The sequence below is a fragment of the Pseudomonas sp. GL_103 genome, from assembly GCF_057835175.1.
In genome coordinates this window covers 337,777-363,423 of sequence record NZ_CM174420.1, presented here as the reverse complement: position 1 = coordinate 363,423, position 25,647 = coordinate 337,777, and the positions used below count along the sequence as shown (strand labels likewise).

General features: G+C 60.9%; 21 protein-coding genes. 1 reads left to right on the top strand and 20 read right to left on the bottom strand.

The window, feature by feature from the left end; genetic code table 11:
• Window positions 1-15: 15 nt before the first annotated feature.
• From mdoH to hutC, 18 genes are all read right to left on the bottom strand, one after another.
• Complete coding sequence (gene mdoH / locus AC3IP0_RS01680; RefSeq protein ID WP_046039604.1) at window positions 16-2,586, bottom strand: glucans biosynthesis glucosyltransferase MdoH; 2,571 nt, start codon at window positions 2,584-2,586, stop codon at window positions 16-18.
• Window positions 2,579-4,393, bottom strand: a complete 1,815-nt coding sequence (locus AC3IP0_RS01675; protein WP_489318006.1) for a glucan biosynthesis protein G — start codon at window positions 4,391-4,393, stop codon at window positions 2,579-2,581. The genes mdoH and AC3IP0_RS01675 overlap by 8 nt, the downstream gene beginning before the upstream one ends.
• 321 nt (window positions 4,394-4,714) lie before the next feature.
• Window positions 4,715-5,152, bottom strand: a complete 438-nt coding sequence (gene dtd, locus AC3IP0_RS01670) for a D-aminoacyl-tRNA deacylase (protein ID WP_008047807.1) — start codon at window positions 5,150-5,152, stop codon at window positions 4,715-4,717.
• Window positions 5,149-6,120, bottom strand: a complete 972-nt coding sequence (pip, locus tag AC3IP0_RS01665) for a prolyl aminopeptidase (protein WP_150726550.1) — start codon at window positions 6,118-6,120, stop codon at window positions 5,149-5,151. The genes dtd and pip overlap by 4 nt, the downstream gene beginning before the upstream one ends.
• 104 nt (window positions 6,121-6,224) lie before the next feature.
• Window positions 6,225-7,130 (bottom strand): alpha/beta hydrolase, encoded by a 906-nt coding sequence (locus AC3IP0_RS01660; protein WP_489326521.1) that lies wholly within the window; start codon window positions 7,128-7,130, stop codon window positions 6,225-6,227.
• A 154-nt stretch (window positions 7,131-7,284) separates the two neighbouring features.
• Window positions 7,285-8,241, bottom strand: a complete 957-nt coding sequence (locus AC3IP0_RS01655) for a choline ABC transporter substrate-binding protein (RefSeq protein WP_489326520.1) — start codon at window positions 8,239-8,241, stop codon at window positions 7,285-7,287.
• A gap of 211 nt (window positions 8,242-8,452) precedes the next feature.
• Window positions 8,453-9,256 (bottom strand): N-formylglutamate deformylase, encoded by an 804-nt coding sequence (hutG, locus tag AC3IP0_RS01650; RefSeq protein WP_489318003.1) that lies wholly within the window; start codon window positions 9,254-9,256, stop codon window positions 8,453-8,455.
• Window positions 9,257-9,266: 10 nt separating this feature from the next.
• Entirely contained in the window at window positions 9,267-10,472 is a 1,206-nt protein-coding gene (hutI, locus tag AC3IP0_RS01645; RefSeq protein WP_489318002.1) for an imidazolonepropionase, read from the bottom strand.
• 17 nt (window positions 10,473-10,489) lie between these two features.
• Complete coding sequence (locus AC3IP0_RS01640) at window positions 10,490-11,896, bottom strand: amino acid permease (RefSeq protein WP_008002958.1); 1,407 nt, start codon at window positions 11,894-11,896, stop codon at window positions 10,490-10,492.
• A gap of 109 nt (window positions 11,897-12,005) precedes the next feature.
• Window positions 12,006-13,538 carry a histidine ammonia-lyase gene (gene hutH / locus AC3IP0_RS01635; protein WP_489318001.1) on the bottom strand — a complete coding sequence of 511 codons (1,533 nt, stop codon included), beginning with the start codon at window positions 13,536-13,538 and terminating at the stop codon, window positions 12,006-12,008.
• A 114-nt stretch (window positions 13,539-13,652) separates the two neighbouring features.
• Window positions 13,653-15,176: a histidine ammonia-lyase gene (hutH, locus tag AC3IP0_RS01630; RefSeq protein WP_489318000.1), complete on the bottom strand. Its 1,524-nt coding sequence runs from the start codon at window positions 15,174-15,176 to the stop codon at window positions 13,653-13,655.
• Window positions 15,177-15,284: 108 nt separating this feature from the next.
• Entirely contained in the window at window positions 15,285-16,115 is an 831-nt protein-coding gene (locus AC3IP0_RS01625; protein WP_007975542.1) for a quaternary amine ABC transporter ATP-binding protein, read from the bottom strand.
• Window positions 16,112-16,963 carry an ABC transporter permease gene (locus tag AC3IP0_RS01620; protein ID WP_489317999.1) on the bottom strand — a complete coding sequence of 284 codons (852 nt, stop codon included), beginning with the start codon at window positions 16,961-16,963 and terminating at the stop codon, window positions 16,112-16,114. The genes AC3IP0_RS01625 and AC3IP0_RS01620 overlap by 4 nt, the downstream gene beginning before the upstream one ends.
• 70 nt (window positions 16,964-17,033) lie before the next feature.
• Window positions 17,034-18,002 (bottom strand): ABC transporter substrate-binding protein, encoded by a 969-nt coding sequence (locus tag AC3IP0_RS01615; RefSeq protein ID WP_489317998.1) that lies wholly within the window; start codon window positions 18,000-18,002, stop codon window positions 17,034-17,036.
• 69 nt (window positions 18,003-18,071) lie between these two features.
• On the bottom strand, window positions 18,072-19,541 hold the full coding sequence (locus AC3IP0_RS01610) for a purine-cytosine permease family protein (protein WP_489317997.1): 1,470 nt from the start codon (window positions 19,539-19,541) through the stop codon (window positions 18,072-18,074).
• Window positions 19,542-19,683: 142 nt separating this feature from the next.
• Window positions 19,684-21,366 carry a urocanate hydratase gene (hutU, locus tag AC3IP0_RS01605; protein ID WP_489317996.1) on the bottom strand — a complete coding sequence of 561 codons (1,683 nt, stop codon included), beginning with the start codon at window positions 21,364-21,366 and terminating at the stop codon, window positions 19,684-19,686.
• Window positions 21,367-21,793: 427 nt separating this feature from the next.
• The gene (locus tag AC3IP0_RS01600) at window positions 21,794-22,363 is read right to left on the bottom strand and encodes a HutD/Ves family protein (protein ID WP_489317995.1); all 570 of its coding nucleotides are present in this window, start codon (window positions 22,361-22,363) and stop codon (window positions 21,794-21,796) included.
• Window positions 22,360-23,070: a histidine utilization transcriptional repressor HutC gene (gene hutC, locus AC3IP0_RS01595; RefSeq protein ID WP_173677901.1), complete on the bottom strand. Its 711-nt coding sequence runs from the start codon at window positions 23,068-23,070 to the stop codon at window positions 22,360-22,362. Before hutC ends, AC3IP0_RS01600 begins: the two co-directional genes overlap by 4 nt.
• A 146-nt stretch (window positions 23,071-23,216) precedes the next feature.
• Between hutC and AC3IP0_RS01590 the strand changes: the two genes are divergently transcribed.
• Window positions 23,217-24,581 carry a formimidoylglutamate deiminase gene (locus AC3IP0_RS01590; protein WP_489317994.1) on the top strand — a complete coding sequence of 455 codons (1,365 nt, stop codon included), beginning with the start codon at window positions 23,217-23,219 and terminating at the stop codon, window positions 24,579-24,581.
• Window positions 24,582-24,701: 120 nt separating this feature from the next.
• On the opposite strand, the gene AC3IP0_RS01585 is transcribed toward AC3IP0_RS01590, so the two are convergent.
• Complete coding sequence (locus AC3IP0_RS01585; RefSeq protein WP_489317993.1) at window positions 24,702-25,271, bottom strand: lipocalin family protein; 570 nt, start codon at window positions 25,269-25,271, stop codon at window positions 24,702-24,704.
• A gap of 30 nt (window positions 25,272-25,301) precedes the next feature.
• Window positions 25,302-25,556: a hypothetical protein gene (locus tag AC3IP0_RS01580; protein WP_489317992.1), complete on the bottom strand. Its 255-nt coding sequence runs from the start codon at window positions 25,554-25,556 to the stop codon at window positions 25,302-25,304.
• Window positions 25,557-25,647 lie beyond the last annotated feature (91 nt).

Below are 25,647 nucleotides of genomic sequence, written 5' to 3'. Positions count from 1 at the left end.
TCGCGGGTTTTTTTATTATGCCAACTGGGGCTGTTCGCTCATTGGCTTGAGCGGCAGCAGCGGCGCGTGAGGGTCGGCCTTGACCGACTTGCGCCAGGCGCCCAGCCACTCTGGGTGACCTTCGCTCCAGACCTGCTCATGCAAGCGGGCCAATGCCACCGGGTCGCTCAACAGTTGCACACGCTCGTTGTTGGTCAGGCCTTCAGGTCCAACCTTCATCGCGTGGCGAACCCGCTCGATCCGCAGCCATTCAATCGGCTCGGCCTGATTGTGACGGGAAGTCGCCAACGAGCACGCCAGGGCGTTCTGCTGTGGATCGACCACCGAACGGACGAAGCCGTCGTTCAGCGCGTGCCAGCGGTTTTCGTGAGTGTACTGGTCTGTGGCCAGCAAGGCCTGCGGCGGATTGTATTCCTCAGGGATCAGGAACAGGCTCTCGTCGCGGGACTTCAGGCCCAGGCCGACACGGCTGGAGATCACCGACACCGGGATCGACAGCATCAACGAACCGACGATCGGCACCAGCCACCACAGGAAGCTCGGGTTCAGCCAGATCACCAGCATGGCCCAGAAGAAGCCCAGTAAGGTCTGCGGGCCGTGGCGCTTGACCGCTTCGCTCCACGGCGTGGAGTCGTCGTCACGTTGCGGCGAGTTCCAGGTCGCGGCCCAGCCGAGGAACGCGGCGAGGACGAAACGGGTGTGGAAGATCATCCGCACCGGCGCCAGCAGCATGGAGAACAGCATCTCCAGCAGCATCGACAGGGTCACCTTGAACTTGCCGCCGAACTCTTTCGCACCCTTGGCCCAGATCAGGATGATGCTCAGCAGTTTCGGCAGGAACAGCAGCACGATGGTGGTCGAGAACAGCGCAATCGCCTTGTCCGGGTGCCATTGAGGCCACAGCGGATAGAGCTGGCGCGGTTCGAGGAAGTATTGCGGCTCCATCAGCGTGTTGACCGCCAGCAGCGCAGTCGACAGCACCAGGAAGAAGAACCACAACGGCGCCGACAGGTAGGACATCACGCCGGTCAGGAACACCGCGCGGTGCACCGGGTGCATGCCCTTGACCAGGAACAGGCGGAAGTTCATCAGGTTGCCGTGGCACCAGCGACGGTCACGCTTGAGTTCATCCAGCAGGTTTGGCGGCAGTTCTTCATAGCTGCCCGGCAAGTCGTAGGCAATCCACACGCCCCAGCCGGCACGGCGCATCAACGCGGCTTCAACGAAGTCGTGGGACAGGATCGAGCCGGAGAACGCGCCTGTACCGGGCAACGGCGCCAGGGCGCAGTGGTCGATGAACGGCTTCATGCGGATGATCGCGTTGTGGCCCCAGTAGTGCGACTCGCCCAGTTGCCAGAAGTGCAGGCCGGCGGTGAACAGCGGGCCATACACGCGAGTGGCGAACTGCTGCATGCGCGCATACAGGGTGTCCATGCCCGACGCCCGTGGCGCGGTCTGGATGATCCCGGCGTCCGGCGTGGCTTCCATCAGACGCACCAGACTGGTCAGGCACTCGCCGCTCATCACGGAGTCGGCGTCGAGTACGACCATGTACTTGTAGTCACCGCCCCAGCGACGGCAGAAGTCGTCGAGGTTGCCGCTTTTACGCTTTACGCGACGACGACGCCGGCGATAGAAGATCTTGCCGAAGCCCCCGGCTTCGCGGCAGACGTCCAGCCAGGCCTGTTGCTCGGCGACACAGATATCGGCGTCGTTACTGTCGCTGAGGACGAAGAAGTCGAAACGGTCCAGGTCGCCCGTGGCCGCCACCGACTCGAAGGTCGCCCGCAGGCCGGCGAATACCCGTGGCACGTCTTCGTTGCAGATCGGCATCACTAGGGCGGTGCGCGCATCCTTCGGAATCGGCTCGTTGCCGGCACTTTTACCGGAGATACGGTATTTATCGTGACCGGTGAGCAATTCGAGGAAGCCCATCAGCGCGGTCCAGAAACCGGCCGATACCCAGCAGAACAGAATCCCGAACAGGATCAGGATGCTGGTCTGCAACGCATACGGCAGCACTTGCGTGGCGGTTTGCAGCAGCGGCTGGTGCAGCACTTCGTTGAGGTCGACGAACGACCAGCCCTGGTACGGCATGATGCCTTTCATGTACCAGCCGGCGACGATGGTCTGACCGAGCATCAGCAGTAACAGAATGTAGCGACGGATCGAACCCACGGTACGCCAGCGCGCGGCCGGCAGGACACGTTCGTCCTTCGGCGGCTTCGGCGGGTTGGTACGACCGGTCATCCGACGCCAGCCACGCACCAGAATGTTGGTGCGCCACGGCTCCGGCACGACCTTGGTCCGCCGGATCGGCGGGGTCGCCTTGAGGCAGACCCGGCCGTTGGCGTCGAGCACCAGCATTTCCGCGTCCTGCAACTCTTCGGCAGTGCTCAGAGTCAGGCGTTTGCCCACCGAAGCCTGGGCGGCTTCGGTGGGGGCGTCGAACGTCGACGATGACAGGCGTTCATGCAATTCGCTGAAAGACTGGCAGCCCGCGAGTTCCGCGCGCTGCTCGTCGGTCATCGGCAGATGCGCCAGATACTCGGAAAGAGTTTCTGGCCGTACTTGAGAGTTACTCATCGGCAGGCAACTGATAGCTCCAGGTCTCGGTCAGGACTTCTTCAGTCGGGGCCGATTCCGGTGTGGCTGGGGCCGCGTCGGCAGCAACAGGCTGCTTGGCGTCTTGATTGGCCTTGTCCTTGGCATCTGCAACAGGCTTGGCTTCGGCCTGCTTGGCCTCCGCTTGCCTGGCTTCCTTGTCCGCTTTCTCTTGTTGCTTGGCGGCAACCTTGTCGGCCTTGGCAACTGACGAGTTCGACGACGCAATCGAAGTCTTGGCCAAGTCCGCCGGCACGATGTTCTGCACCAGCGCGGCACGCATCTCGGTGGACTTGCTCGGATCCTTGATCTTCATCCGCAGGGTCAAGCGCCAGCCCTTGGTTTCAGGGTTATAGCGCACGCTGTTTTCCACCAACTCGGCGTTGTCGCCGACGCTGACCTGACTGCGAACTTCCGCATCGGCCGGCAAAGCCGCCAGGGACGGGCCTTCGAAGTCCACCAGGTAGGCAACGCTGCCGTCCGGCTGACGAATCAGGTTGGACTGCTTGACGTCACCGGTGGAACGCAGGGTCTGTTTGACCCAGGCGCTGTCCGGCGCGTGAATCGAGGCTTCATCCATGGTCCAGTGCATACGATAAGCGACATCGAGCGGCTGGCCAGGTTCCGGCAATTTCTCCGGGTTCCAGAAGGCAACGATGTTGTCGTTGGTTTCGTCGGCGGTCGGAATCTCGACCAGGTCGACGGTGCCCTTGCCCCAGTCACCCTTTGGCTCGATCCAGGCGCTTGGGCGCTTGTCGTAACGGTCGTCGAGGTCTTCGTAGTGGCTGAAGTCGCGGCCACGTTGCAGCAGACCGAAGCCGCGCGGGTTTTCCACGCTGAAGTTGCTCACGGCCAGGTGTTTCGGATTGTTCAGCGGACGCCAGATCCACTCGCCGTTGCCGGCGTGGATCGCCAGACCGCTGGAGTCGTGCAGCTCGCGACGGTAGTTCAGTACTTTCGACGGCTGGTTGGCACCGAACAGGAACATGCTGGTCAACGGGGCGATGCCCAGTTTGCCGACCTTGTCACGCAGGAACATCTGCGCCTTGACGTCGACGATGGTGTCACTGCCCGGACGCAGGGTCAGGCGGTAGGCGCCGGTGGCACGCGGAGAGTCCAGCAGGGCGAAGATCACCAGGTGCTTGTCGCCTGGCTTGGGCTGCTGAATCCAGAACTCGCGGAAACGCGGGAATTCTTCGCCGGACGGCAATGCGGTATCCAGCGCCATGCCGCGAGCGGACAAACCATAGACGTGACCCTTGCCGACGACGCGGAAGTAGCTCGCACCGAGCATGGTCATGATTTCGTCTTGCTTGTCGGCCTTGTTGATCGGGTACAGCACACGGAAACCGGCATAACCCAGTTGTTCGGTGGCCTTTGGATCGAACTGCATGTCGCCGAAGTCGAAACGACTCGGATCGTATTTGATCTCTTCGACGGTGTTCGCGGTGATTTCGTTGATTTTCACCGGCGTATCGAAATGCATGCCCTGGTGATAGAAGGACAGCTTGAACGGCGTCTTCTGATCCGCCCACTCGGCTTTTTCCGTCAGAAAACGAATTTTCTGATAGTCCGCGAATTTCATGTCGCGGAACTCGTTCGGCAGGTTACTGCGCGGCGCTTCGTATTTCTGCGCGGCCAGCTCTTTTGCCTTGACCGATACATCATCCAGACTGAATGCCCAAAGCTGACCGGCGCTGAGCAGGCAGAGCAGTGCAGAGCCCGCTACCAGGGCGCTGCGTAACCGTTTGGCAGACAATTTTGGTGCGTTACAGGGACTAACAATCACGAGCAACCCTCGCCGAAAACAGATCAAAAAACCAACGGCCAGTTAAAGGGCCTGCACGGTGTACGGTATGAAAAAACCGCCCTTGCAAACCACTCTTGCCAAGTTGGCGAGCATTGTTCCGACTCCGCTGGGGCGAAATGATTCCCCAATCGGATCCGGACAAGTCTCTACCTAAGTCAAAATGGACCAACGAACGCTGATCCCCGTAGCGCGGGATTATCTAGTAGGCCGCGTTACAACGCATCAGGGGTAACAAAGTATTTATCGCGAAAAAGCCCTGTTTTCAGTCGAAATGAGCTTAATAACTTGTTTCAAACGCTTTCAGGTCTGTAACAGGAAGGTTACCGGGCCATCATTGACCAGGTGCACCTGCATATCCGCGCCGAATCTACCTGATGCCACAGTGCCATGCACCTGTTTCGCTTTGCTTAATAGATAGTCGAACAACTCCTCGCCCAACGCCGGAGGGGCCGCAGTCGAGAAACCCGGACGCAGCCCGCTTTTGGTATCGGCAGCCAGGGTGAACTGAGAGACCAGTAGCAGCCCGCCGCCCACATCCGCCAAGGACAGATTCATCTTGCCCTCAGCGTCACTGAATACCCGATAGTTAAGCAGTTTATTAAGAAGTTTGTCGGCGCTGGCCCGCGTATCGTCGGGCTCGACGGCTACCAGCACCAGCAATCCCTGATCGACGGCACCCACGATCTCGCCCGCGACCTCGACTCGCGCGCCGCGCACCCGTTGCAGCAGACCCTTCATGCTTCTTCAGGCGGCAGGTCGAGCAGACGCCGGGCCATCTGATTGGCGGCGCGTACCAGCGCGTCGGTGATGCCCGGTTCGGAAGCGGCATGACCGGCATCGCGGATGACCTGCAGTTCGCTGTTCGGCCAGGCTTGATGCAATTCCCAGGCGTTATCCAGCGGGCAGATCACGTCATAGCGACCATGGATGATCACGCCGGGCAAATGGGCGATCTTGCCCATGTCGCGGATCAACTGGTTCTGCTCCAGGAAGGCGTGGTTGCTGAAGTAGTGGCATTCAATGCGGGCAATCGACAACGCACGTTGTGGCTCGGAGAAACGATCGACTACCAGCGGGTTAGGACGCAGGGTCGCGGTGCGGCCCTCCCAGGTCGACCAGGCCTTGGCCGCGTGCATCTGGGCGATCTGGTCGTTGCCGACCAGGCGCTTGTGGAACGCGGTGAGCAAGTCGTCGCGCTCGTCCAGCGGAATCGGCGCGATGTAGTCCTGCCAGTAATCGGGGAACAGGCGGCTGGCGCCGGCCTGGTAGAACCATTCGATTTCCTGCGGACGGCAGAGAAAGATCCCGCGCAGGATCAGGCCGTGTACCCGCTCAGGATGGGTTTGCGCGTAGGCCAGCGCCAGGGTCGAACCCCAGGAGCCGCCAAACAGCACCCATTTGTCGATGCCCAGGTGCTGGCGAATCCGCTCGAGGTCGGCGACCAGATCCCAGGTGGTGTTGTTTTCCAGACTGGCGTGGGGGGTGGAGCGACCACAGCCGCGCTGATCGAAGGTGACAATGCGATAGAGGTTGGGATCGAAGAAGCAACGACTCTGGGCATCACATCCGGCACCGGGGCCGCCGTGGATGAACACCACCGGCAAACCTTCCGGTGAACCGCTTTCGTCGACATACAGCGTGTGGGTTTCGTCGACGGCCAGATCGTGCCGGGCGTGGGGTTTGATCTGCGGGTACAAAGTCTGCATTGCGCACTCCGTAAGGGGTCGAGGTCATCCCTGGGGGGACTTCTATTATTCTGCCGTCCGGCATCATAAACCCGAATTACGTCAATGAGCATGCCCGCGCGAAGTCAGAGTTTTTCCGCAAGATAACCAAACAAGGTTTCGTACAGTGCATCAACCTCGGCCGCCTGCCCTCGGGCCCGCAAACAGCCATGGACCAAACCCTCGCCGACATACAGTGTGGCAGCAACGCCAGCGGCATTCAGTCGCTCGGCATACAGCACGCCGTCATCACGCAACGGGTCGAATTGCGCCACGGCGATCAATGCCGGTGGCAGTCCGCTGAAATCCGTGGCGAGCAATGGCATGGCGTAGGCGTTCGGATGGCGGGTGCCTTGCAGGTAAAGCGCGTGATAGCAATCGACGTCACTGCTGCCGAGTAACGGCGCGTCGGTGCACTCACTGCGCGACGGCAGCCGGTGATCGCCGCCCAACCCTGGATAGATCAGGACCTGCGCGCATGGCACCGACTCGCCGGCATCGCGCAGCGCCAGGCACAACGCCGCCGCGAGGTTGCCACCGGCACTGTCGCCAGCCACCAGCGTGCGCTCCGGGTCGAGTTTGAACGGTCCGGTGCGCAGTGCTCGCCAGACCTTCAGGCAATCATCGAACGCGGCGGGAAACGGATGCTCCGGTGCCCGGCGGTAATCGACGGCGATCACCCGTACACCGAGTGTCGATGCCCATTCGGCGCAGATGAAATCGTGGGAATCGAGGTCCCCCACCACCCAGCCGCCGCCATGCAGATAAACGATGCACGACGCACCGCTGGCCGGTGGTTGATAGGAACGAACCGCAACACCGTCCAACTCGAAATCGACCACCTGCAACCCGGTGGGGCGTGCCGGGGTAAACGCCCGGCACATCTCGCTGTAAGCCTGGCGCAACCCGGTGATACTGCTGTCGGTGCTGTTGAAACTCAGGGTTTTGTCGACGAATGCTGTCATTTGCTTGGAAAGCGGGTAAGGAGCCATGAGCCTGGTGCCCGTTCAGGGAAATGTGTGGGACCCACCCTGTGGGAGCGAGCCTGCTCGCGAAGAGGCCGGCACATCCAACATCAATGTTGACTGTCAGACCGCCTTCGCGAGCAGGCTCGCTCCCACAGGTCTTGCACAGAGCAGACAGGGGTCAGTTCTTCAGACTGGCCTGAACCGTAGCCACGCCATCCTTGCCATCGAAACTGCTGACACCCGCCAGCCAGCGCTGCAAGTCTTCCGGATGGTCACGCAGCCATTTTTTCGCGACATCCTGAGCCGTTTGGCGCTCCATGATCGGCACCATCAACTGACTTTCCTGGGCAGCGGTGAACGTCAGGTTTTCCAGCAGGCGATTGACGTTCGGGCAGCGCTGGGCGTAATCCGGCGCAGTCACGGTGGAGACCGTCGCGGCGCCTTCATTCGGCCCGTACACGTCTTCACTGCCGGTCAGGTAGTCGATCTTCATGTTGATGTTCATCGGGTGCGGGGTCCAGCCGACGAACACCACGAACTCCTTGCGATTCACTGCCCGCTGCACGGCCGCCAGCATCCCGGCCTCACCGGACTCGATCAGTTTGAAATCCTTCAGGCCGAAGTGATTGGTTTCGATCATGGTCTTGATCGTGGTGTTGGCGCCGCTGCCCGGCTCGATGCCGTAGATCTTGCCACCGAGCTGATCCTTGAACTTCGCGATGTCGGCAAAGGTTTTCAGGCCCGCCGCTGCCACATAGTCAGGGACCGCAAGGGTGGCCTGGGCGTCGGCCAGGCTCGGTTTGTCCATGACCTTGACCTGATTGGCAGCCACGAAGGGTGCGATGTTTTTATCCATCGCCGGTTTCCAGTAGCCGAGGAAGATGTCCAGGCGCTTGTCGCGGATGCCGGCGAAGATGATTTGCTGCACGGCGCTGGTTTGCTTGCTTTCGTAGCCCAGACCGTTGAGCAGCACATCGGCCATGCCGCTGGTGGCGATCACGTCGGTCCAGTTGACCACGCCCATGCGCACGGTTTTGCAGGAGGCGTCGTCCGCGGCCATGGCGCCGGCGCTCAACAGAGCGGTGCCGCAGAAGATTGAGAGACAGCGGGTGAACAGACCTTTGGGGCTTGTCATGGAGAGCATTCTCGTGCGGCAGCGGATTATTGTCGGGGCGGTGTCTTTGTGCACCGTGGCCAGAACATTACGCAGCAGACGAGTGGTGAAAGCGACCTGTGGCGACCGTGTTTTGCACGGTGGCGACAAAAAAAGATCGCAGCCTTCGGCAGCTCCTACATGGTATTGCGAACACCTGTAGGAGCTGCCGAAGGCTGCGATCTTTTGATCTTCAGCCCTTGAAGTGCTGCTGCCCCCAGGCCAGCAACCCTTGCAGCAACTCCTTGAGTACCACCCGCGTCGGCTCCGCCAGGTCCGGGCGATAACGGAACGGCTCGAACTCTTCCATGTAGGTGCACTGCCCCAACTCCAACTGCACCGCATGAATGTTTTCTGCCGGGTTGCCGTAATGGCGGGTGATGTGCCCGCCCTTGAAGCGCCCGTTGAGTACGTGGGTGTAGTTGTCGTGAAGTGCGCAGATCGCTTCCAGTCGGGTCGCAAGCTGTGGATCGCAACTGGCGCCGTTGAAGGTGCCGAGGTTGAAGTCCGGCAGCTTGCCGTCGAACAGGTGCGGGATGATCGAGCGGATCGAGTGGGCATCGAACAGCAGCGCGTAGCCGAACTCGGCCTTCAGTCGCGCCAGTTCCTGCTGCAAGGTGCTGTGGTACGGCGTCCAGATCTGCTCCAGATAGGTCGCGCGCTCATCGGCAGAAGGCTCCAGCCCTTCACGGAACAACGGCACGCCGTCGAACAGCGTGGCCGGGTACAGGCCGGTGGTGGCGCCCACGTACAAAGGCTTGTCGTCGGACGGCCGGTTCAGGTCGATGACGAACCGCGAATACTCGGCGGCCAGGGTGCTGGCCCCCAGTTCGGCGGCGAAATCGTACAGCTGCGGGATGTGCCAGTCGGTGTCCGGCAGGCTTTTCGCCTGGGGGATCAACCCGGCTTCGACCGCAGGCGTCAGGCGCACGCCGGCGTGGGGCATGCTGATCAGCAGCGGCACGCGGCCTTGTTTGAAGTTCAGAACCTTATCCACAACAGATCTCCTACAGACTTGATTCGACGCCGTGGCGCACGACGCGTTTTTCCAGGTCGCCGCCCAGCCAGTAACACAGGTCGGCCGGACGATCGATTTGCCAGGCGACGAAATCCGCGACCTTGCCGACCTCCAGCGAGCCATGGGTGCCGGTCATGCCCAGCGCGGTGGCGGCATGAATCGTCGCGCCGGCCAGGGCTTCTTCCGGGGTCATGCGGAAGCAGGTGCAAGCCATGTTCAGCATCAGGCGCAACGACATTGCCGGCGAGGTGCCCGGGTTGAGGTCGCTGGCGATGGCGATTTTCACGCCGTGCTTGCGCAGGGCTTCCATCGGCGGCAATTGGGTTTCGCGCAGGAAGTAAAAGGCGCCGGGCAACAGCACCGCAACCGTGCCGGACTTGGCCATGGCGACGGCGTCATCCTCGGTCATGAACTCCAGGTGATCGGCGGACAACGCATGATAACGCGCCGCCAGGCTCGAGCCGTGCAGCGACGACAACTGCTCGGCATGCAGCTTCACTGGCAGGCCCAGTTCCTGGGCGGTGATGAACACCCGCTCGACCTGCGCCGGGGAGAACGCCAGGTACTCGCAGAATGCGTCCACCGCGTCCACCAATCCCTCGGCGGCCAGGGCCGGGAGCATGTCGGTGCAGATGTGATCGATGTAGTCGTCGGCGCGATCGGCGTATTCCGGCGGCAAGGCGTGAGCCGCCAGGCAGGTGCTGCGCACGCTGACCGGCAGTTCGGCGCCGAGGCGACGGGCCACGCGCAGCATCTTGCGTTCGTTGGCCAGGTCCAGGCCATAGCCGGACTTGATTTCGATGCTGGTGACGCCATCGCGCATCAGGCTTTTCAGGCGCTTGGCGGCACTGGCGAACAACTCGTCTTCGCTGGCCGCGCGGGTGGCGCGCACGGTGCTGGCGATACCGCCGCCGCTGGCGGCGATTTCCGCGTAGCTGACACCTTGCAGGCGCTGTTCGAATTCGCCGCTGCGGTTACCGCCGAACACCGTGTGAGTGTGGCAGTCGATCAGGCCCGGTGTGACCCAGGCCCCGTTCAAATCATTGACGGCCGGGTACTCGCCCGCCGGCAACTCGCCGCGCGGGCCGATCCACTCAATGTGCGCTCCTGACGTCACGATGGCCGCGTCCTCGATGATCGAGTAGACGCCTTGTGCCATGGTTGCGACGTGACAGTGTTGCCAGAGAGTTTTCATCCGTGGCCTCCATTAGGTTATCGATGAGAAAAAGTAGGATCCTGCGTCACCAGGGCTGCCTGGCCCGCCGCCGGTTTCACCCACGTCAGGTAAGCCAGCACCAGCAACACGATCCAGACCACGCCGACGATCAGCGCTGCCTGGGTGTCAGGGAAATAGCCCAGCACGCCGAAAATGAACAGCATGAAGGCAATCGCCGCCGCCGGCGCATAAGGCCAGAGCGGTACCGGGAATTTCAGTTGTGCAACCTGCTCGGCACTCATGGACCGGCGCATGGCCACCTGGGTCACCAGAATCATCAACCAGACCCACACCGTGGCAAAGGTCGCGATGGAAGCGATCAGCAGGAACACGTTTTCCGGGATCAGGTAGTTCAGCAACACGCCCAGCAACAGCGCGGCACTCATCACCACGACCGTCATCCATGGCACGCCATTGCGCGACAGGCGGGCGAAGCCCTTGGGTGCATGCCCTTGCTGGGCCAGACCGAACATCATGCGGCCAGCGCCGAAGATGTCACTGTTGATCGCCGAAATCGCCGCCGTGATCACCACGATATTGAGGATAGTGGCCGCCGAGCTGATCCCCAGCTTGTCGAAAATCTGCACGAACGGGCTGCCCTGGCTGCCGATCTGCTGCCATGGAAAGATCGACATCAGCACCAGCATCGTCAGCACGTAGAACAGCAGGATCCGCAACGGTACGGCATTGATCGCCCGGGGCAGCACGTGCTGCGGGTCTTTGGCTTCACCTGCCGTTACGCCGATGATTTCAATGCCGCCAAACGCAAACATCACAACCGCGAACGAAGCAATCAGACCGCCCATGCCATTGGGCATGAAGCCGCCGTGGCTCCAGAGGTTGCTGATGTCGGTCGCCTGGCCGGGGGCCGAGCTGATGCCGAACCACATGATGCCGAAACCGCCCAGGATCATCGCGACGATGGCCGCGACCTTGAGCAGCGACAGCCAGAACTCCATTTCACCGAAGACTTTGACGTTGCACAGGTTCAGCCCGCCTACGATGGAGACGACACCCAGCACCCAGATCCAGCGGGAGACTTCCGGGAACCAGAAGCCCATGTAGATACCGAATGCCGTGACGTCGGCCATGCCGACGATGACCATTTCGAATGCATAGGTCCAACCGAGGATGAAGCCCGCCATCGGCCCCAGGTAGGTGCTGGCGTACTGCCCGAAAGAGCCGGCCACCGGGTTGTGCACCGCCATCTCACCGAGGGCGCGCATGACCATGAACACTGCCGCGCCACCGATCAGGTAGGCGAGCAGTACCGCAGGCCCGGCCATTTGAATGGCCGAGGCGGATCCATAAAACAGCCCGGTGCCGATCGCCGACCCCAGCGCCATGAAGCGAATATGTCGGGCAGAGAGCCCGCGTTTCAAACCTTTTTCTGGCTGTTGCATTTCTCGTCCCTAATTATTGTTATTCGACGCAAAATCGAATCGCTGGCAAGCCAGCTCCTACAGGTTCAGCGCAATCCATGTGGGAGCGGGCTTGCTCGCGAAGGGGCAATTACAGGCTAGGCAGCAACTTCGCCGTCACCAGTTCGTTCAGGCAACGCGAGGCCAACAGTTCAGACGCCGCATTGATGTCCGGCGCGAAGAAGCGGTCTTTCTCATAGAAAGGCACGTCGGCACGCAGGATGGCACGAGCCTTTTCCAGTTTTGGAGAAGTCTTCAGGCCGTTGCGCAGGTCCAGGCCCTGCACTGCCGCCAGCCATTCCACCGCGAGAATCCCACGGGTGTTCTCGGCCATTTCCCACAGACGCTTGCCAGCCGCCGGAGCCATCGATACGTGGTCTTCCTGGTTGGCGGAAGTCGGCAGGCTGTCCACCGAATGCGGGTGGGACAACGCCTTGTTCTCGCTGGCCAGTGCCGCCGCGGTCACCTGGGCGATCATGAAGCCGGAGTTCACGCCACCGTTGGCCACCAGGAACGGCGGCAGTTGCGACATGTGCTTGTCCATCATCAGCGAGATGCGGCGCTCGCTCAGGGAACCGATTTCAGCGATGGCCAATGCCATGTTGTCCGCGGCCATGGCCACTGGTTCGGCGTGGAAGTTGCCACCGGAGATCACGTCACCTTCAGCGGCGAACACCAACGGGTTGTCGGAAACGGCGTTGGCTTCGATCGCCAGCACTTCGGCCGCTTGGCGGAACTGGGTCAGGCAGGCGCCCATGACTTGTGGCTGGCAGCGCAGGGAGTACGGGTCTTGTACCTTCTCGCAGTTTTCATGAGAGTCGGAGACTTCACTGCGCTCGCCCAGCAGATCGCGATAAGCGGCGGCGGCATCGATCTGGCCTTTCTGGCCACGGGCAGCGTGGATGCGGGCATCGAACGGCGAACGCGAACCCAATACCGCTTCAACGGTCAGGCCACCCAGGGCCAGAGCGCCAGCGAACAGGTCTTCGCCTTCGAACAGGCCACGCAGGGCAAACGCGGTGGACACCTGAGTGCCGTTGAGCAGCGCCAGGCCTTCTTTCGCGGCCAGGGTCAGTGGGGCAAGACCTGCGACTTTCAGCGCTTCGGTGGCTTCCATCCACTCGCCTTTGTAGCGCGCTTTGCCTTCGCCCAGCAGCACCAGCGACATGTGCGCCAATGGCGCCAGGTCACCGGAAGCACCGACCGAACCTTTCAATGGAATGTGCGGGTAAACCTCAGCGTTGATCAGGGCGATCAGCGCGTCGATCACCACACGGCGGATGCCGGAGAAACCACGGCTCAGGCTGTTGACCTTGAGCACCATGACCAAACGCACCAGCTCATCGCTGATCGGCTGGCCGACACCGGCGGCGTGGGACAGCACCAACGAGCGCTGCAGGTTTTCCAGGTCTTCGCTGGCGATGCGGGTCGAGGCCAGCAGGCCGAAACCGGTGTTGATGCCATAGGCGGTGCGGTTCTCGGCGAGGATCTGTTCCACGCAGGCAACGCTGGCTTCGATCTGGGCCGAGGCGCTGTGGTCGAGGGTGACTTTAACCGGCTGCTGATAAACATCACGCAGTTGGGCGAGGGTCAGTTGGCCTGGGATCAGGTTTAGCGCAGTCATTTTTTGCTCCTTTTGAGAGTTAGTTATTAACTCACCAGACGCTCCGGAGATGTCCGTTGTCCGTCGCGTCTGCCTTTTGGGGAGACGCGCCTTGGCACGCTGGTGTTATTGAAATCAGTTCAGTTCTGGAAAAGCGTTGTGCAGCAAAATCGGGTCTTTCAATACCGCGGCAGCGGCGGCGATGTCCGGTGCCAACCAGCGATCCTGGTCGTAGGGGGCAACGTGCTCGCGCAGCAGACGCCAGGCAGCATCGGTACCCGCGCCGAAGCGTTGTTCTTTGAGGAACTCGAACGCCTGTGCCGCCAACAGGTACTCGATGGCGAGGATCTGCGTGCAGTTTTCCAGCGCGCGGTGCAGCTTCAGCGCGGCGTTGGTGCCCAGGCTCAGGTGATCTTCCTGCAGGCCCGAAGTCACGTAGTTATCCAGCACTGCCGGCTGGGCCAGTTGACGGTTTTCCGCACACAGCGAAGCAGCGACGTATTGCACGATCATCATCCCGGAGTTCACCCCCGGATTGGCCACCAGGAACGCCGGCAGACCGCTGACGTGCGGGTTGATCAAACGGTCCAGGCGACGCTCGGCGATTGAGCCGATTTCTGCCATCGCGATGGCCAGCAAATCCGCCGCCATTGCTACGGACTGGCCATGCGGGTTGGCCTGGGAAACGACGCGGTAGTTATCCGCGGTGCCCAGCACCAAGGGGTTATCAGTGGCGCTGTTGAGCTCGGTTTCGATCTGCTTGAGCGCATGTACCAGTTGATCGCGAGCGGCGCCGTGCACCTGCGGGATCGAGCGGATGCTCAGGGCGTCCTGGGTACGAATGCCTTTGCTCTGGGCAATCACTTCGCTGCCGTCGAGCAAGGCCCGCAGGTTGATCCCGACCTGCTGCATGCCAGGGTGCGGCTTGAGCGCGATGATCTCGGCATCGAACGCGTCGATCTGCCCACGCTGGGCTTCAAAGCTCATGGCACCAATCACGTCGGCCCATTCCAGCAGGCGCGTGGCGTCGGCAATCGCCAGGCAACTCAAGCCGGTCATGCAGGGCGTACCGTTGACCAGGCACAAACCATCTTTCGCGCCAAGCTTGACCGGTTGCAAGCCTTCTTCGGCCAGCGCTTGCTGCGCGGAAACGACCTGGCCGCGATAGCTGACATTGCCGACACCCAGCAGCGCGATGCCGATGTGCGCCATGTGGGTCAGGTAGCCCACGGAACCCTGGGACGGCACTTGCGGGGTGATGCCACGGTTGAGCAGCGCCAACAGTGCTTCGACGACCTGACGGTGCAGGCCGGATTTGCCATGGCTGTAGTTGACGACGGCGGCGCACATGATCGAGCGGGTCTGCTCGTTGGTCAGTGGAGCGCCAACGCCACAGGCATGGCTGAGCAAGGTGTTGCGCGACAACTGGCTGAGTTGTTCGTCCTGCAGCGAGACGTTGCACAGCGCGCCCAGGCCGGTGTTGATGCCGTAGGCACGTTCGCCGCTGGTGACGATGCGCTGGACGATGGCCTGCGCGTTTTCAATGCGCGCCCAGATCGGCGCCGACAGCTCAAGCTGTGCGCCATGACGAGCAACGGCGACCACATCCTGCCAACTGACCTGCGCCTCGGTGATAACGATTTTTTCAGCCTGGGACATCTTCAACCTCATCTAAATAAAATCAAAAGATCGCAGCCTTCGGCAGCTCCTACACCGAGTACGGCTCACTTCTGTAGGAGCTGCCGCAGGCTGCGATCTTTTAGAGCCTTAAACCACCGCCGCCCGACGCTGCACAAAGCGGTCGACATACTCATCCGCCGGCGAATGCAGGATCTCTCTCGGCGTGCCGACCTGGATCAGGCGGCCGTCCTTGAGGATCGCGATGCGGTTACCGATGCGCACGGCCTCGTCGAGGTCGTGGGTGATGAAGACGATGGTCTTGTGCAGGGTCTTTTGCAGTTCCAGCAACTGGTCCTGCATCTCCGCGCGGATCAGCGGGTCGAGGGCGCTGAACGCTTCGTCCATCAGGATGATGTCGGTGTCCGCCGCCAGGGCGCGGGCCAGGCCCACACGCTGACGCATGCCGCCGGAGAGCTGGTGCGGGTATTTGTTTTCGTAGCCCTTGAGGCCCACGGTGTTGATCCAGTGCAGCGCGCGCTCGGCGCACATGGCTTTGCTTTCGCCACGGATTTTCAGGCCGTAGGCGACGTTGTCCAGTACGCTTTTGTGCGGCAACAGGCCGAAGCTCTGGAACACCATGCTGATCTTGCGCCGGCGAAATTCGCGCAGGGCTTCCATGTCGTATTGCAGGATGTCCACGCCGTCCACCAGGATCGCGCCGCTGGTCGGGTCGATCAGGCGGTTGAAGTGACGGACCAGGGTCGACTTGCCGGAGCCCGACAGGCCCATGATCACGAAGATCTCGCCGCTGCCGATGCTCAGCGACAGGTCGTTCACGCCGACCACGCAGCCGGTTTCGGCCAGCACCTGGTCCTTGGTCTTGCCCTGGCCGACCATGGCCAGCGCGTCCTTGGCACGGTTGCCGAAAATCTTGAAGACGTTCTTGACTTCGATCTTGCTCACGGTTGCGTTGTTCATTTGCTCACCTCATGCCGTGCGCGACCGTACGCCTGTGTAATGCGGTCGATCACCACAGCCAGAATCACGATCGCCAGGCCGGCTTCAAGGCCGCGTCCGACGTTGAGGGTCTGAATCCCCACCAGCACATCTTCACCCAAGCCACGGGCACCGATCATCGAGGCGATCACCACCATCGACAGGGCCATCATGGTGGTCTGGTTGATCCCGGCCATGATGCTCGGCAGGGCCAGCGGCAGTTGTACGCCGAACAGTTGCTGCCAGCGGTTGGCACCGAAGGCGTTGATCGCTTCCATCACTTCGCCGTCGACCTGGCGAATGCCCAGATCGGTCAGGCGGATCAGCGGTGGTGCGGCGTAGATCACCGTGGCGAAAATCGCCGGGACCTTGCCCAGGCCGAACAGCATCAGCACCGGGATCAGGTACACGAAGCTCGGCATGGTCTGCATGATGTCCAGCAACGGCATCAGTATCGAACGCAGGCGATTGCTGCGGGCCGAGAGAATGCCCAGCGGAATGCCGATCAACACCGAAATGATCGTCGCCACCATCATCAGCGCCAGGGTCTGCATCAGCTTGTCCCAGAGGCCGACCGCACCCACCAGGAACAGCAAACCGACGATGACGCCGGTGGTCACGACCTTGCGGGTCGCGTGCCAGGCCACACCGGCCACGATCGCCAGCATCAGCCACCAGGGTGCAGCGCGCAGCAGGCCTTCAAGATTGACGATGGCCCACAGCAAGGTGTCGGAGATGCTGCGGAAAACGTCGCCGTAGTTGGTGACCAGCGAATCGACCCAACCGTTGACCCAGTCGGCGATGGAAAAGGTAAAGCTTTCGGGAAACATAAGAGACTCTCAATCAAGGGGTTGCGATCAAGCGTCCGACTGCCGTCGCCGACAGTCGGAAAAGCCCAACCTACAAGGCCGCGTCGATTTTCTTGGCTGCGTCTTCGCTCACCCATGCGTGCCAGACTTCAGGATGTTCCTTCAGGAAGATCTTGGCCAGTTTTGGTGATTCGATCCGCTCTTTGGTCATGCGCCCAAGGTTCTGGTTCAGCAGGTCGATTGGCACGTTGACCTTTTCCAGCACGGCCACCAGTTCCGGGGCTTCATCGTGGAAAGTCTTGGACAGGCCGACCTTGATGGTCACGGTCTTGTTCACGCCTGGTTTCTCTTCGAGTTTCACCGCGTCGATCTGGCCCATCAGCGGCGTTGGCGACCAGTAGTAGAACAGGATCGGCTCGCCACGCTTGTAGCTCGACAGCACAGCGGCATCCAGTGCCGGACCGGTGCCAGGGCGGAAGTTGGTGTAGGTGCTTTCCAGGCCGTAGCTTTTCAGCATTTCGCTGTTGTCCAGCTCACAGGTCCAACCGGCCGGGCAGTTGTAGAAACGGCCCTTGGACGGCTCTTCGGCGTCCTTGAAGATCGCCGAGTATTTGCCCAGGTCAGCAATGTTTTTCAGGTCCGGGGCCTTGGCTTCCAGCTTGCGCTTGGCGTCGCCTTCGATCACGTAGCGTGGCACGTACCAGCCTTCGATCGCGCCAACAACCGGTGCGCCGACACCGACGACCTTGCCGGCCTTCTCAGCCTTGTTCCAGACTTCGCTGCGGCCGACCCATTCTTCGGCAAACACTTGAATATCGTTGCTGCTCAGGGCGTTTTCCATGGTGATGGAGTTGCCCGGCAGGCTGTCAGTCTTGCAGTCGTAGCCTTTCTCCAACACGACTTGCATCACATCGGTCAGCAGCATGGCGCTTTCCCAGTTCAAACCGGCGAATTTCACCGGTTTGCCCGACTCGCACCAACCCGCCGCCTGAGTGGCGCCAGCGCTGGCCAGCAGGCCCATGGAAAGCAATGTGGTCAGCAGGGTCTTGTTCGATTTCATTGTTGTGACGCTCCTAATCATGAATTGGCTTACGGCAGTCAAGAGGCATCCAGCCCTGTCCACGTCCAATCAGGCCTGCGCCGCAGCGCGACCGACATTCAGCTTTTGTTCGGTGATCGCGTCCTGCTCGACCGGCAGGATCAAATGATCAGGCACTGTGCCGTGCCATCGTTTCGCACACAGGTAATACAGGGCTGCGGGAAGCACCAGACCGATGATCCAGGAAATATCCACACCCCCCAGGGCATCCACCAGCGGACCGGTATAGAACTTGGAGGAGATGAACGGCAGCTGCACCAGCACACCGAACACATAGACGCTGATACCGAGAAGGTTCCAACGACCGTAGCGACCATTCGGATCGGCCAGCGCCGGTACGTCATAGCGCTCGCGAGTGATGCAGTAGTAGTCCACCAGGTTGATCGCGCTCCATGGCGTAAAGAACGCCAGCAGGAACAGGATGAAGGACTTGAACGCACCGAGGAATGAGTGTTGACCGAGCAACGCCATCAGGGTCGCAGCACCGACGATGACCAGCACGAACACCAGACGCTGCAAGCGCGTTACCTTCAGGTCACCACGGAAGCCGCTGATGATGGTCGCGATGCACATGAAGCTGCCGTAGGAGTTCAGCGTGGAGATGGTGACTTTGCCGAACGCGATGCTGAAGTACAGCAGCGCAGCGGTGGCACCGGTACCACCCAGACCAACAATATAGGCCACTTCGTGGCCGGCGAATTGCCCGTTGGCCGAAGCGGCAGCGAGCACGCCGAGGACCATCGCCACCTGTGCACCAATGACCGAACCTGCGCCTGCGGCAAAAAAAGTCTTCACCGAGGAAATCTTGCTCGGCAGGTAGCGAGAGTAGTCAGCCACATAAGGGCCGAAAGCGATCTGCCAGGACGCCGCGAGCGACACCGCGAGCAGGAAGCTGCTCCAGCTGAAGTGGCGGATTTCCAACAGGGCGCCAACGTCAACCTGGCTCATCAGGCGGCTGAACAGATAAACAAAGGCAATCACGCCAATGACACTGGCGACACGGCCGATCCAATGGATCACCCGATAACCGAGCACCGTGACCAGCACGATGACACTGGCGAAAAGGAGGATACCGACGGTGTCGCTGACGCCAAACAACTGGCCCAGCGCCTGGCCGGAAAGTACCGTGCCCGTTGCGGTGAAACCCAGGTACATCAGGCACACCAGCACGATCGGGATAGCCGCGCCATAAACGCCGAACTGCACGCGACTGGAGATCATCTGCGGCAGACCCAGCTTGGGGCCTTGCGCGGCATGCAGCGCCATCACGCCACCACCGAGCAATTGACCGATCAACAGACCGATCAATGACCAGAACACATCACCGCCAAGCACCACCGCCAAGGCACCGGTGACAATCGCGGTGATTTGCAGGTTGGCACCCATCCACAGGGTGAACTGGCTTAACAGACGACCGTGTCTTTCCGCTTCCGGGATGTAGTCGATCGAGCGCTTCTCGATCAACGGTTTGCTGCTTGCACGTTCGCTGCTGACGGCCATGGTTCAACCTCTATGGATTGTTTGTTTTTGTTTTGCTCCCTGTGGGAGCTGTGTAGGAGCTGTCGAGTGAAACGAGGCTGCGATCTTTAGAAAGATCAAGATCAAAAGATCGCAGCCTTCGGCAGCTCCTACAGGGCAAGCATTACTTGCCGGTAATCATCGGCAGGTTCAGACCCTGTTCCTTGGCGCAGTCGATCGCGATCTGGTAACCGGCATCGGCGTGACGCATGACGCCAGTGGCCGGGTCGTTGTGCAGCACGCGAGCGATACGCTCGGCCGCTTCGTCAGTACCGTCGCAGACAATCACCATGCCCGAGTGCTGGGAGAAGCCCATGCCAACGCCGCCGCCGTGGTGCAGGGACACCCAGGTCGCGCCGCTCGCGGTGTTGAGCAGAGCGTTGAGCAATGGCCAGTCGGAAACGGCGTCGGAACCGTCCTGCATCGATTCGGTTTCGCGGTTCGGGCTCGATACCGAACCGGAGTCCAGGTGGTCGCGGCCGATCACGATGGGCGCGGACAACTCACCGCTGCGGACCATTTCGTTGAACGCCAGGCCCAGCTTGGCGCGCAGGCCCAGACCAACCCAGCAGATACGTGCCGGCAGGCCCTGGAAGCTGATGCGCTCGCGGGCCATGTCCAGCCAGTTGTGCAGGTGGGCGTCGTCCGGGATCAGCTCTTTGACCTTGGCGTCGGTCTTGTAGATGTCTTCAGCGTTGCCCGACAGTGCAGCCCAACGGAACGGGCCGATGCCACGGCAGAACAGCGGACGGATGTAGGCCGGTACGAAGCCCGGGAAGTCGAAAGCGTTTTCCACGCCTTCTTCTTGCGCCATCTGACGGATGTTGTTGCCGTAGTCGAAGGTTGGTACGCCCATTTTCTGGAAGTCGAGCATCGCTTTGACGTGCACGGCCATCGATTGCTTGGCGGCCTTCACTACAGCGGCTGGCTCGGTCTTGGCGCGAGCGCGGTATTCGTCCCAGGTCCAGCCGGCCGGCAGGTAACCGTTGAGCGGGTCGTGGGCGCTGGTCTGGTCGGTGACCATGTCCGGGCGCACGCCACGCTTGACCAGTTCCGGCAGGATTTCAGCGGCGTTGCCCAGCAGCGCGATGGAGATTGCCTTGCCTTCTTTGGTGTACTTGGCGATGCGGGCCAGAGCGTCGTCGAGGTCGGTAGCCTGCTCATCGACGTAGCGGCTTTTCAGACGGAAATCGATGCTGACCTGCTGGCATTCGATGTTCAGCGAGCAAGCGCCGGCCAGGGTCGCAGCCAGCGGCTGGGCGCCACCCATGCCGCCCAGGCCGGCGGTCAGTACCCACTTGCCTTTGAGGTCATCGTTGTAGTGTTGGCGACCGGCTTCGACGAAGGTTTCGTAGGTGCCCTGGACGATGCCCTGGCTGCCGATGTAGATCCAGCTGCCGGCGGTCATCTGGCCGTACATGGCCAGGCCCTTGGCGTCGAGTTCGTTGAAGTGCTCCCAGCTCGCCCAGTGTGGAACCAGGTTGGAGTTGGCGATCAGTACGCGCGGGGCGTTGCTGTGGGTCTTGAACACGCCGACCGGCTTGCCGGATTGCACCAGCAGGGTCTCGTCGTCGTTCAGGTTGGTCAGGCTTTCGACGATCTTGTCGTAGCATTCCCAGTTACGTGCAGCGCGACCGATACCACCGTAAACCACCAGTTCTTTAGGGTTCTCGGCGACTTCCGGGTCGAGGTTGTTCATCAGCATGCGCAGCGGCGCTTCAGTCAGCCAGCTCTTGGCGGTCAGCTTGTTACCGCGTGCGGCACGGATTTCAACGTCACGAAACTTGGTACGTTTAATGTCAGTCACGAAAAAGACTCCTCAGCAATCAATCCAAACCAACCCAGGCAGTGGGCGAGCAAGCCAATGGGCATCAGTGCACACCGGCGAATCAGTGGACGATGGTTGAGTCCTCGTGACTCATACGCATACGTCTTTACTTGTACATACAAGCATATGCAATCAAGCGGCCAACTTGTTGGATGGGCATTCAAGAAAAAATCTGAAATGGCTGGAGAGCGCCTGGAACAAGGGTTGTGGCGAAGATGAAATATTTTCCGGGGGATTTTTGTGGCGAGGGGGTTTTGTTACTTGAGCGTGGTTTTGCGCCACGCTGGGGCGTTCGGTAACAACGTGGTGCGCTTTCGGGAACGCTGAAAAGCAAAAGATCGCAGCCTTCGGCAACTGTGCACCCTGTAGGAGCTGCCGAAGGCTGCGATCTTTTGAAAATTCAGAATCAGCGTGCGGACAGCTCAATCACACAGCATGGGCCATTGACGGAAATTTCCAGCAGGCCAGTGTTACCGTCGAGTTGCAGGCAATCATGCCGACCGAGCTTCGAAACGCTGTTACCGACCACCACGTCCAGCGCATCGCTGATGCTGAACACCAACACCGTACCCGCCGAGCTGAAGAACCGCTGCTCACCGCTCAACCACTGCAACCGCGCAGCGTAACGCTGTGGCGCGTAAATCAGGTTGAAATCGCGAATCGGACCGCCGAGCAATGTGCAGGAAACCTTGCTTTCACCACTGAAGGCAAACGGGTCCAGTGGTAACAGTGACCGAGTGCCCTGGCCATCCACCGTCAGGCTCATGCCGTCGCCCTGCAAAACGCTGATCACTCGCTCGTAACCGCCGAAGGTGGAAAAACCACCCGATTCGCCAATGTCGGCAATCGACAGGCGCCAGCCAAAGCCATCCAGGCCGGTGCCGGCATCGCGGGTGATTTCTTCGGTGCTGCCGCCGCCGTTTTTCCACGGCATGCGCGGGTAATCTTTGGCGCGTAAAACCTTCAACTGATTCATTTATGAAACCGACCTTCCAGACGATGACGGGAACCGGGGTGGATCAAGCGAGCAGCAGTCACTGGCTGACGACCGGACCAGGTGCGGCGACGGATCAGCAGGCACGGCTCGCCTTTTTCAATCTGTAGCAACTTGCATTCGGACGACTCGGCCAGGATCGCCTCGACCACATGCTCGCCTTCGGTCAGCGGCGCGACCTGATTCAGGTAGGCGTATGGCGTTTGCAGGGTGAAGTCCTGTTTGAGGTAGTCCGGCGCCACCAGCGCATTGACGAAACGGTCTTCGATTTGCACCGGAATATCGTTTTCGAAATGCACGATCAGCGAGTGGAACACCTTCTGCCCTTCGCGCATGTCCAGGGCCAGGGCGCGCTCGGAGCCGGCGGCCTCTTCTTCAAGGGTGATGACCTTGCAGGTGTGGCGATGACCGCGAGAGGCGATTTCGTCGGCGATGTTGTGCACTTCAAACAGGGCAGACTGGCTTTTCGGCTCGGCGACGAACGTGCCGACGCCTTGCATACGCACCAGCAGGCCATCGGCGGTCATCTCGCGCAAGGCGCGGTTGATGGTCATGCGGCTGAAGCCCAGCTGGCTGACCAGTTCGCTTTCCGACGGAACGCGGTAGTGCGGTGGCCAGTTTCCACTGTCGATTTGCTGGGTGATCATTTGTTTGACGCGGGCGTACAAGGGCGCCGGACTGTCGCCCATGTTCGCGGCCAACGGAGAGACTGTAGGCGGAGTCGGCACGGTTAATCCTTGGTCGTTTAGTAGATGTCGCTAGCTTGCCGGAGTTTACCGGGCAGGCAAACGTCTGTATATGTATATACAAATAACACACGATGGGGTGCTGAACCATGTCCGCCTTCTTTGCCGAACGCGCGCTGCTGCCTAGTGGATGGGCCAACAATGTACGTCTTGAGGTCAGCGCCGACGGCGTATTGACCCATATTCAGGCCGATTCCAACGCAGATGGCGCCGAACGGTTGAGCGGTCCGCTGCTGCCTGGCATGCCGAACCTGCACTCCCACGCCTTCCAGCGGGCCATGGCCGGGCTGGCGGAAGTGGCGGGTAATCCGAACGACAGTTTCTGGACCTGGCGCGACCTGATGTATCGCCTCGTCGGAAAAATCAGCCCGGAACAACTCGGCGTCATCGCTCGTCAGCTGTACATCGAAATGCTCAAGGCCGGTTACACATCGGTGGCGGAATTTCATTACGTACACCATGACATCAATGGCCAGCCTTACGCGGACCCGGCCGAACTGGCCCTGCGTATCAGCCAGGCCGCGGGTTCCGCCGGTATCGGCCTGACCCTGCTGCCAGTGCTCTACAGCCACTCCGGTTTCGGCGGCCAGTCCCCGAACGAAGGTCAGCGCCGTTTTATCAACAGCACCGAAAACTACCTCAAGCTGCAATCGCGCCTGCAACCGGTGCTGGCGCAGCAACCGGCGCAAGCCCTGGGCCTGTGTTTCCACTCGCTGCGCGCGGTCACGCCGCAACAGATCAGCGAAGTGCTGGCGGCCAGCGACAAGCAATGCCCGGTGCATATCCACATCGCCGAGCAGCAGAAAGAAGTCGACGACTGCCTGACCTGGAGCGGTCGTCGTCCGCTGCAATGGCTGTACGAAAACATCGACGTCGATCAGCGCTGGTGCCTGGTCCACGCCACCCACGCCAACCCGGAAGAAGTCACGTCGATGGCCAAGAGCCGCGCCATCGCCGGCCTGTGCCTGACCACCGAAGCCAACCTGGGCGACGGGATTTTCCCGGCGGTGGATTTCCTCGCCCAAGGCGGGCGCATGGGCATCGGTTCCGACAGCCATGTGTCTTTGAGCGTGGTGGAAGAACTGCGCTGGCTGGAATACGGCCAGCGTCTGCGCGACCAGCGGCGAAATCGTTTGTATGGCGCGGATCAGCCAATGGTCGGCCGCACGCTGTTTGATGCCGCGCTGGATGGCGGTGCACAGGCACTGGGCCAGCCGATTGGCGCTCTGGAAGTCGGCAAGCGCGCCGACTGGCTGGTGCTCGATGGCAACGACCCGTACCTGGCAACGGCCAGCGGCGACGGGATTCTCAACCGCTGGTTGTTTGCCGGTGGCGATCGCCAGGTGCGGGATGTGTTGGTCAATGGCCAGTGGGTGGTGCGTGACGGGCGACATGCTGACGAGGAAGAAAGCAGCCGCGCCTTCACTCAGGTCCTGCGCGATCTTTTAGGCTGATACAAAACAAAATGTGGGAGCGGGCTTGCTCGCGAAGAGGACATCACATTCAACAGAGATGTTGACTGACAGTCCGCCTTCGCGAGCAAGCCCGCTCCCACATTTGTTATGTGCTGACAGTTAGTTGGACGTCTCGGCCATCTGCTGTTCCGACGCCCGCCAGATCAGCCGCGTGGTGTCGTAACCCTGCTGGCGCGCCCTGCTCAGCAGCTCCTCACGCACCACACCGTTCACGGTCGGCGTGCGCGACAACAGCCACAAATACTTCCGGCTCGGATCACCGACAATGGCGGTCTTGTAGTCATCGCTGACGTACAGCACCCAGTATTCGCCCTTCGCCGTACCCGGGATCAGCCTGGAGAACCAGGTATCGAACTCGACCCACAGCTTGTCGTTCTTGCCGGGCACCTGTGGATAAGCCGTGCCCTTGACCTCTTCCCATTGCCACTGCGCCGTCAGGCAGCGGTTCAACACCGCGACATTGCCGTCAGGCTTGAGTGTGTAATGGGCTTCGGACTGCGCGCAGTCGCGCTGGAAGTACATCGGCATACGAGCCAGCTCGTACCAGGTGCCCTGGTAGCGCTTGAGGTTGACGCTATTGACAGTCTTGGGGGCCAATGGGTCCTGGCCAGACGTGGCACAGCCGGCCAACACCAGGCCGGCAAAAAGGATGATCAATAACCGCTTCATTATTTTTCTCCCGTGGGCAATCGCCCCGGTTTACTTCAGGCCTTGGCCGGAAAACATCAGCACTTTGTCACCGGCGAACTGCACGCTGATAAAGCTGTTCTTGTCGCCCCAGGTGCAGCTGGACATGCCGAGCGCGCCTGAACAATCGGCGGGCTTGCCCAACAGGGTCTCCACATCGGCCTTGGCCATGCCGGCGGAGAGCTTCGAGTAGTTTTCCTGATTGACCTTGCCGCAGGCAGCGAGCAATACGCAGAACGAAAGCAGGGCGATGGAACGCAACGACATGGTGAAACTCCGGGGGCGTAGGGGATTGGCATGGCTGCCAAGCTGAAGCTTAGAAGAGAAAACCCCTGTCAGGTTCCCTGCCTGGCAGGCT

Coding starts and splice junctions, on each gene's coding strand:
- AC3IP0_RS01600 (WP_489317995.1), bottom strand. CDS start 22,363: ATGAATCAGTTGAAGGTTTTACGCGCCAAAGATTACCCGCGCATGCCG.
- AC3IP0_RS01585 (WP_489317993.1), bottom strand. CDS start 25,271: ATGAAGCGGTTATTGATCATCCTTTTTGCCGGCCTGGTGTTGGCCGGC.
- hutI (WP_489318002.1), bottom strand. CDS start 10,472: ATGAAAACTCTCTGGCAACACTGTCACGTCGCAACCATGGCACAAGGC.
- AC3IP0_RS01660 (WP_489326521.1), bottom strand. CDS start 7,130: ATGGCTCCTTACCCGCTTTCCAAGCAAATGACAGCATTCGTCGACAAA.
- AC3IP0_RS01590 (WP_489317994.1), top strand. CDS start 23,217: ATGTCCGCCTTCTTTGCCGAACGCGCGCTGCTGCCTAGTGGATGGGCC.
- dtd (WP_008047807.1), bottom strand. CDS start 5,152: ATGAAGGGTCTGCTGCAACGGGTGCGCGGCGCGCGAGTCGAGGTCGCG.
- hutH (WP_489318000.1), bottom strand. CDS start 15,176: ATGTCCCAGGCTGAAAAAATCGTTATCACCGAGGCGCAGGTCAGTTGG.
- AC3IP0_RS01655 (WP_489326520.1), bottom strand. CDS start 8,241: ATGACAAGCCCCAAAGGTCTGTTCACCCGCTGTCTCTCAATCTTCTGC.
- AC3IP0_RS01610 (WP_489317997.1), bottom strand. CDS start 19,541: ATGGCCGTCAGCAGCGAACGTGCAAGCAGCAAACCGTTGATCGAGAAG.
- mdoH (WP_046039604.1), bottom strand. CDS start 2,586: ATGAGTAACTCTCAAGTACGGCCAGAAACTCTTTCCGAGTATCTGGCG.
- AC3IP0_RS01625 (WP_007975542.1), bottom strand. CDS start 16,115: ATGAACAACGCAACCGTGAGCAAGATCGAAGTCAAGAACGTCTTCAAG.
- AC3IP0_RS01640 (WP_008002958.1), bottom strand. CDS start 11,896: ATGCAACAGCCAGAAAAAGGTTTGAAACGCGGGCTCTCTGCCCGACAT.
- AC3IP0_RS01620 (WP_489317999.1), bottom strand. CDS start 16,963: ATGTTTCCCGAAAGCTTTACCTTTTCCATCGCCGACTGGGTCAACGGT.
- hutH (WP_489318001.1), bottom strand. CDS start 13,538: ATGACTGCGCTAAACCTGATCCCAGGCCAACTGACCCTCGCCCAACTG.
- hutC (WP_173677901.1), bottom strand. CDS start 23,070: ATGGGCGACAGTCCGGCGCCCTTGTACGCCCGCGTCAAACAAATGATC.
- AC3IP0_RS01615 (WP_489317998.1), bottom strand. CDS start 18,002: ATGAAATCGAACAAGACCCTGCTGACCACATTGCTTTCCATGGGCCTG.
- pip (WP_150726550.1), bottom strand. CDS start 6,120: ATGCAGACTTTGTACCCGCAGATCAAACCCCACGCCCGGCACGATCTG.
- AC3IP0_RS01580 (WP_489317992.1), bottom strand. CDS start 25,556: ATGTCGTTGCGTTCCATCGCCCTGCTTTCGTTCTGCGTATTGCTCGCT.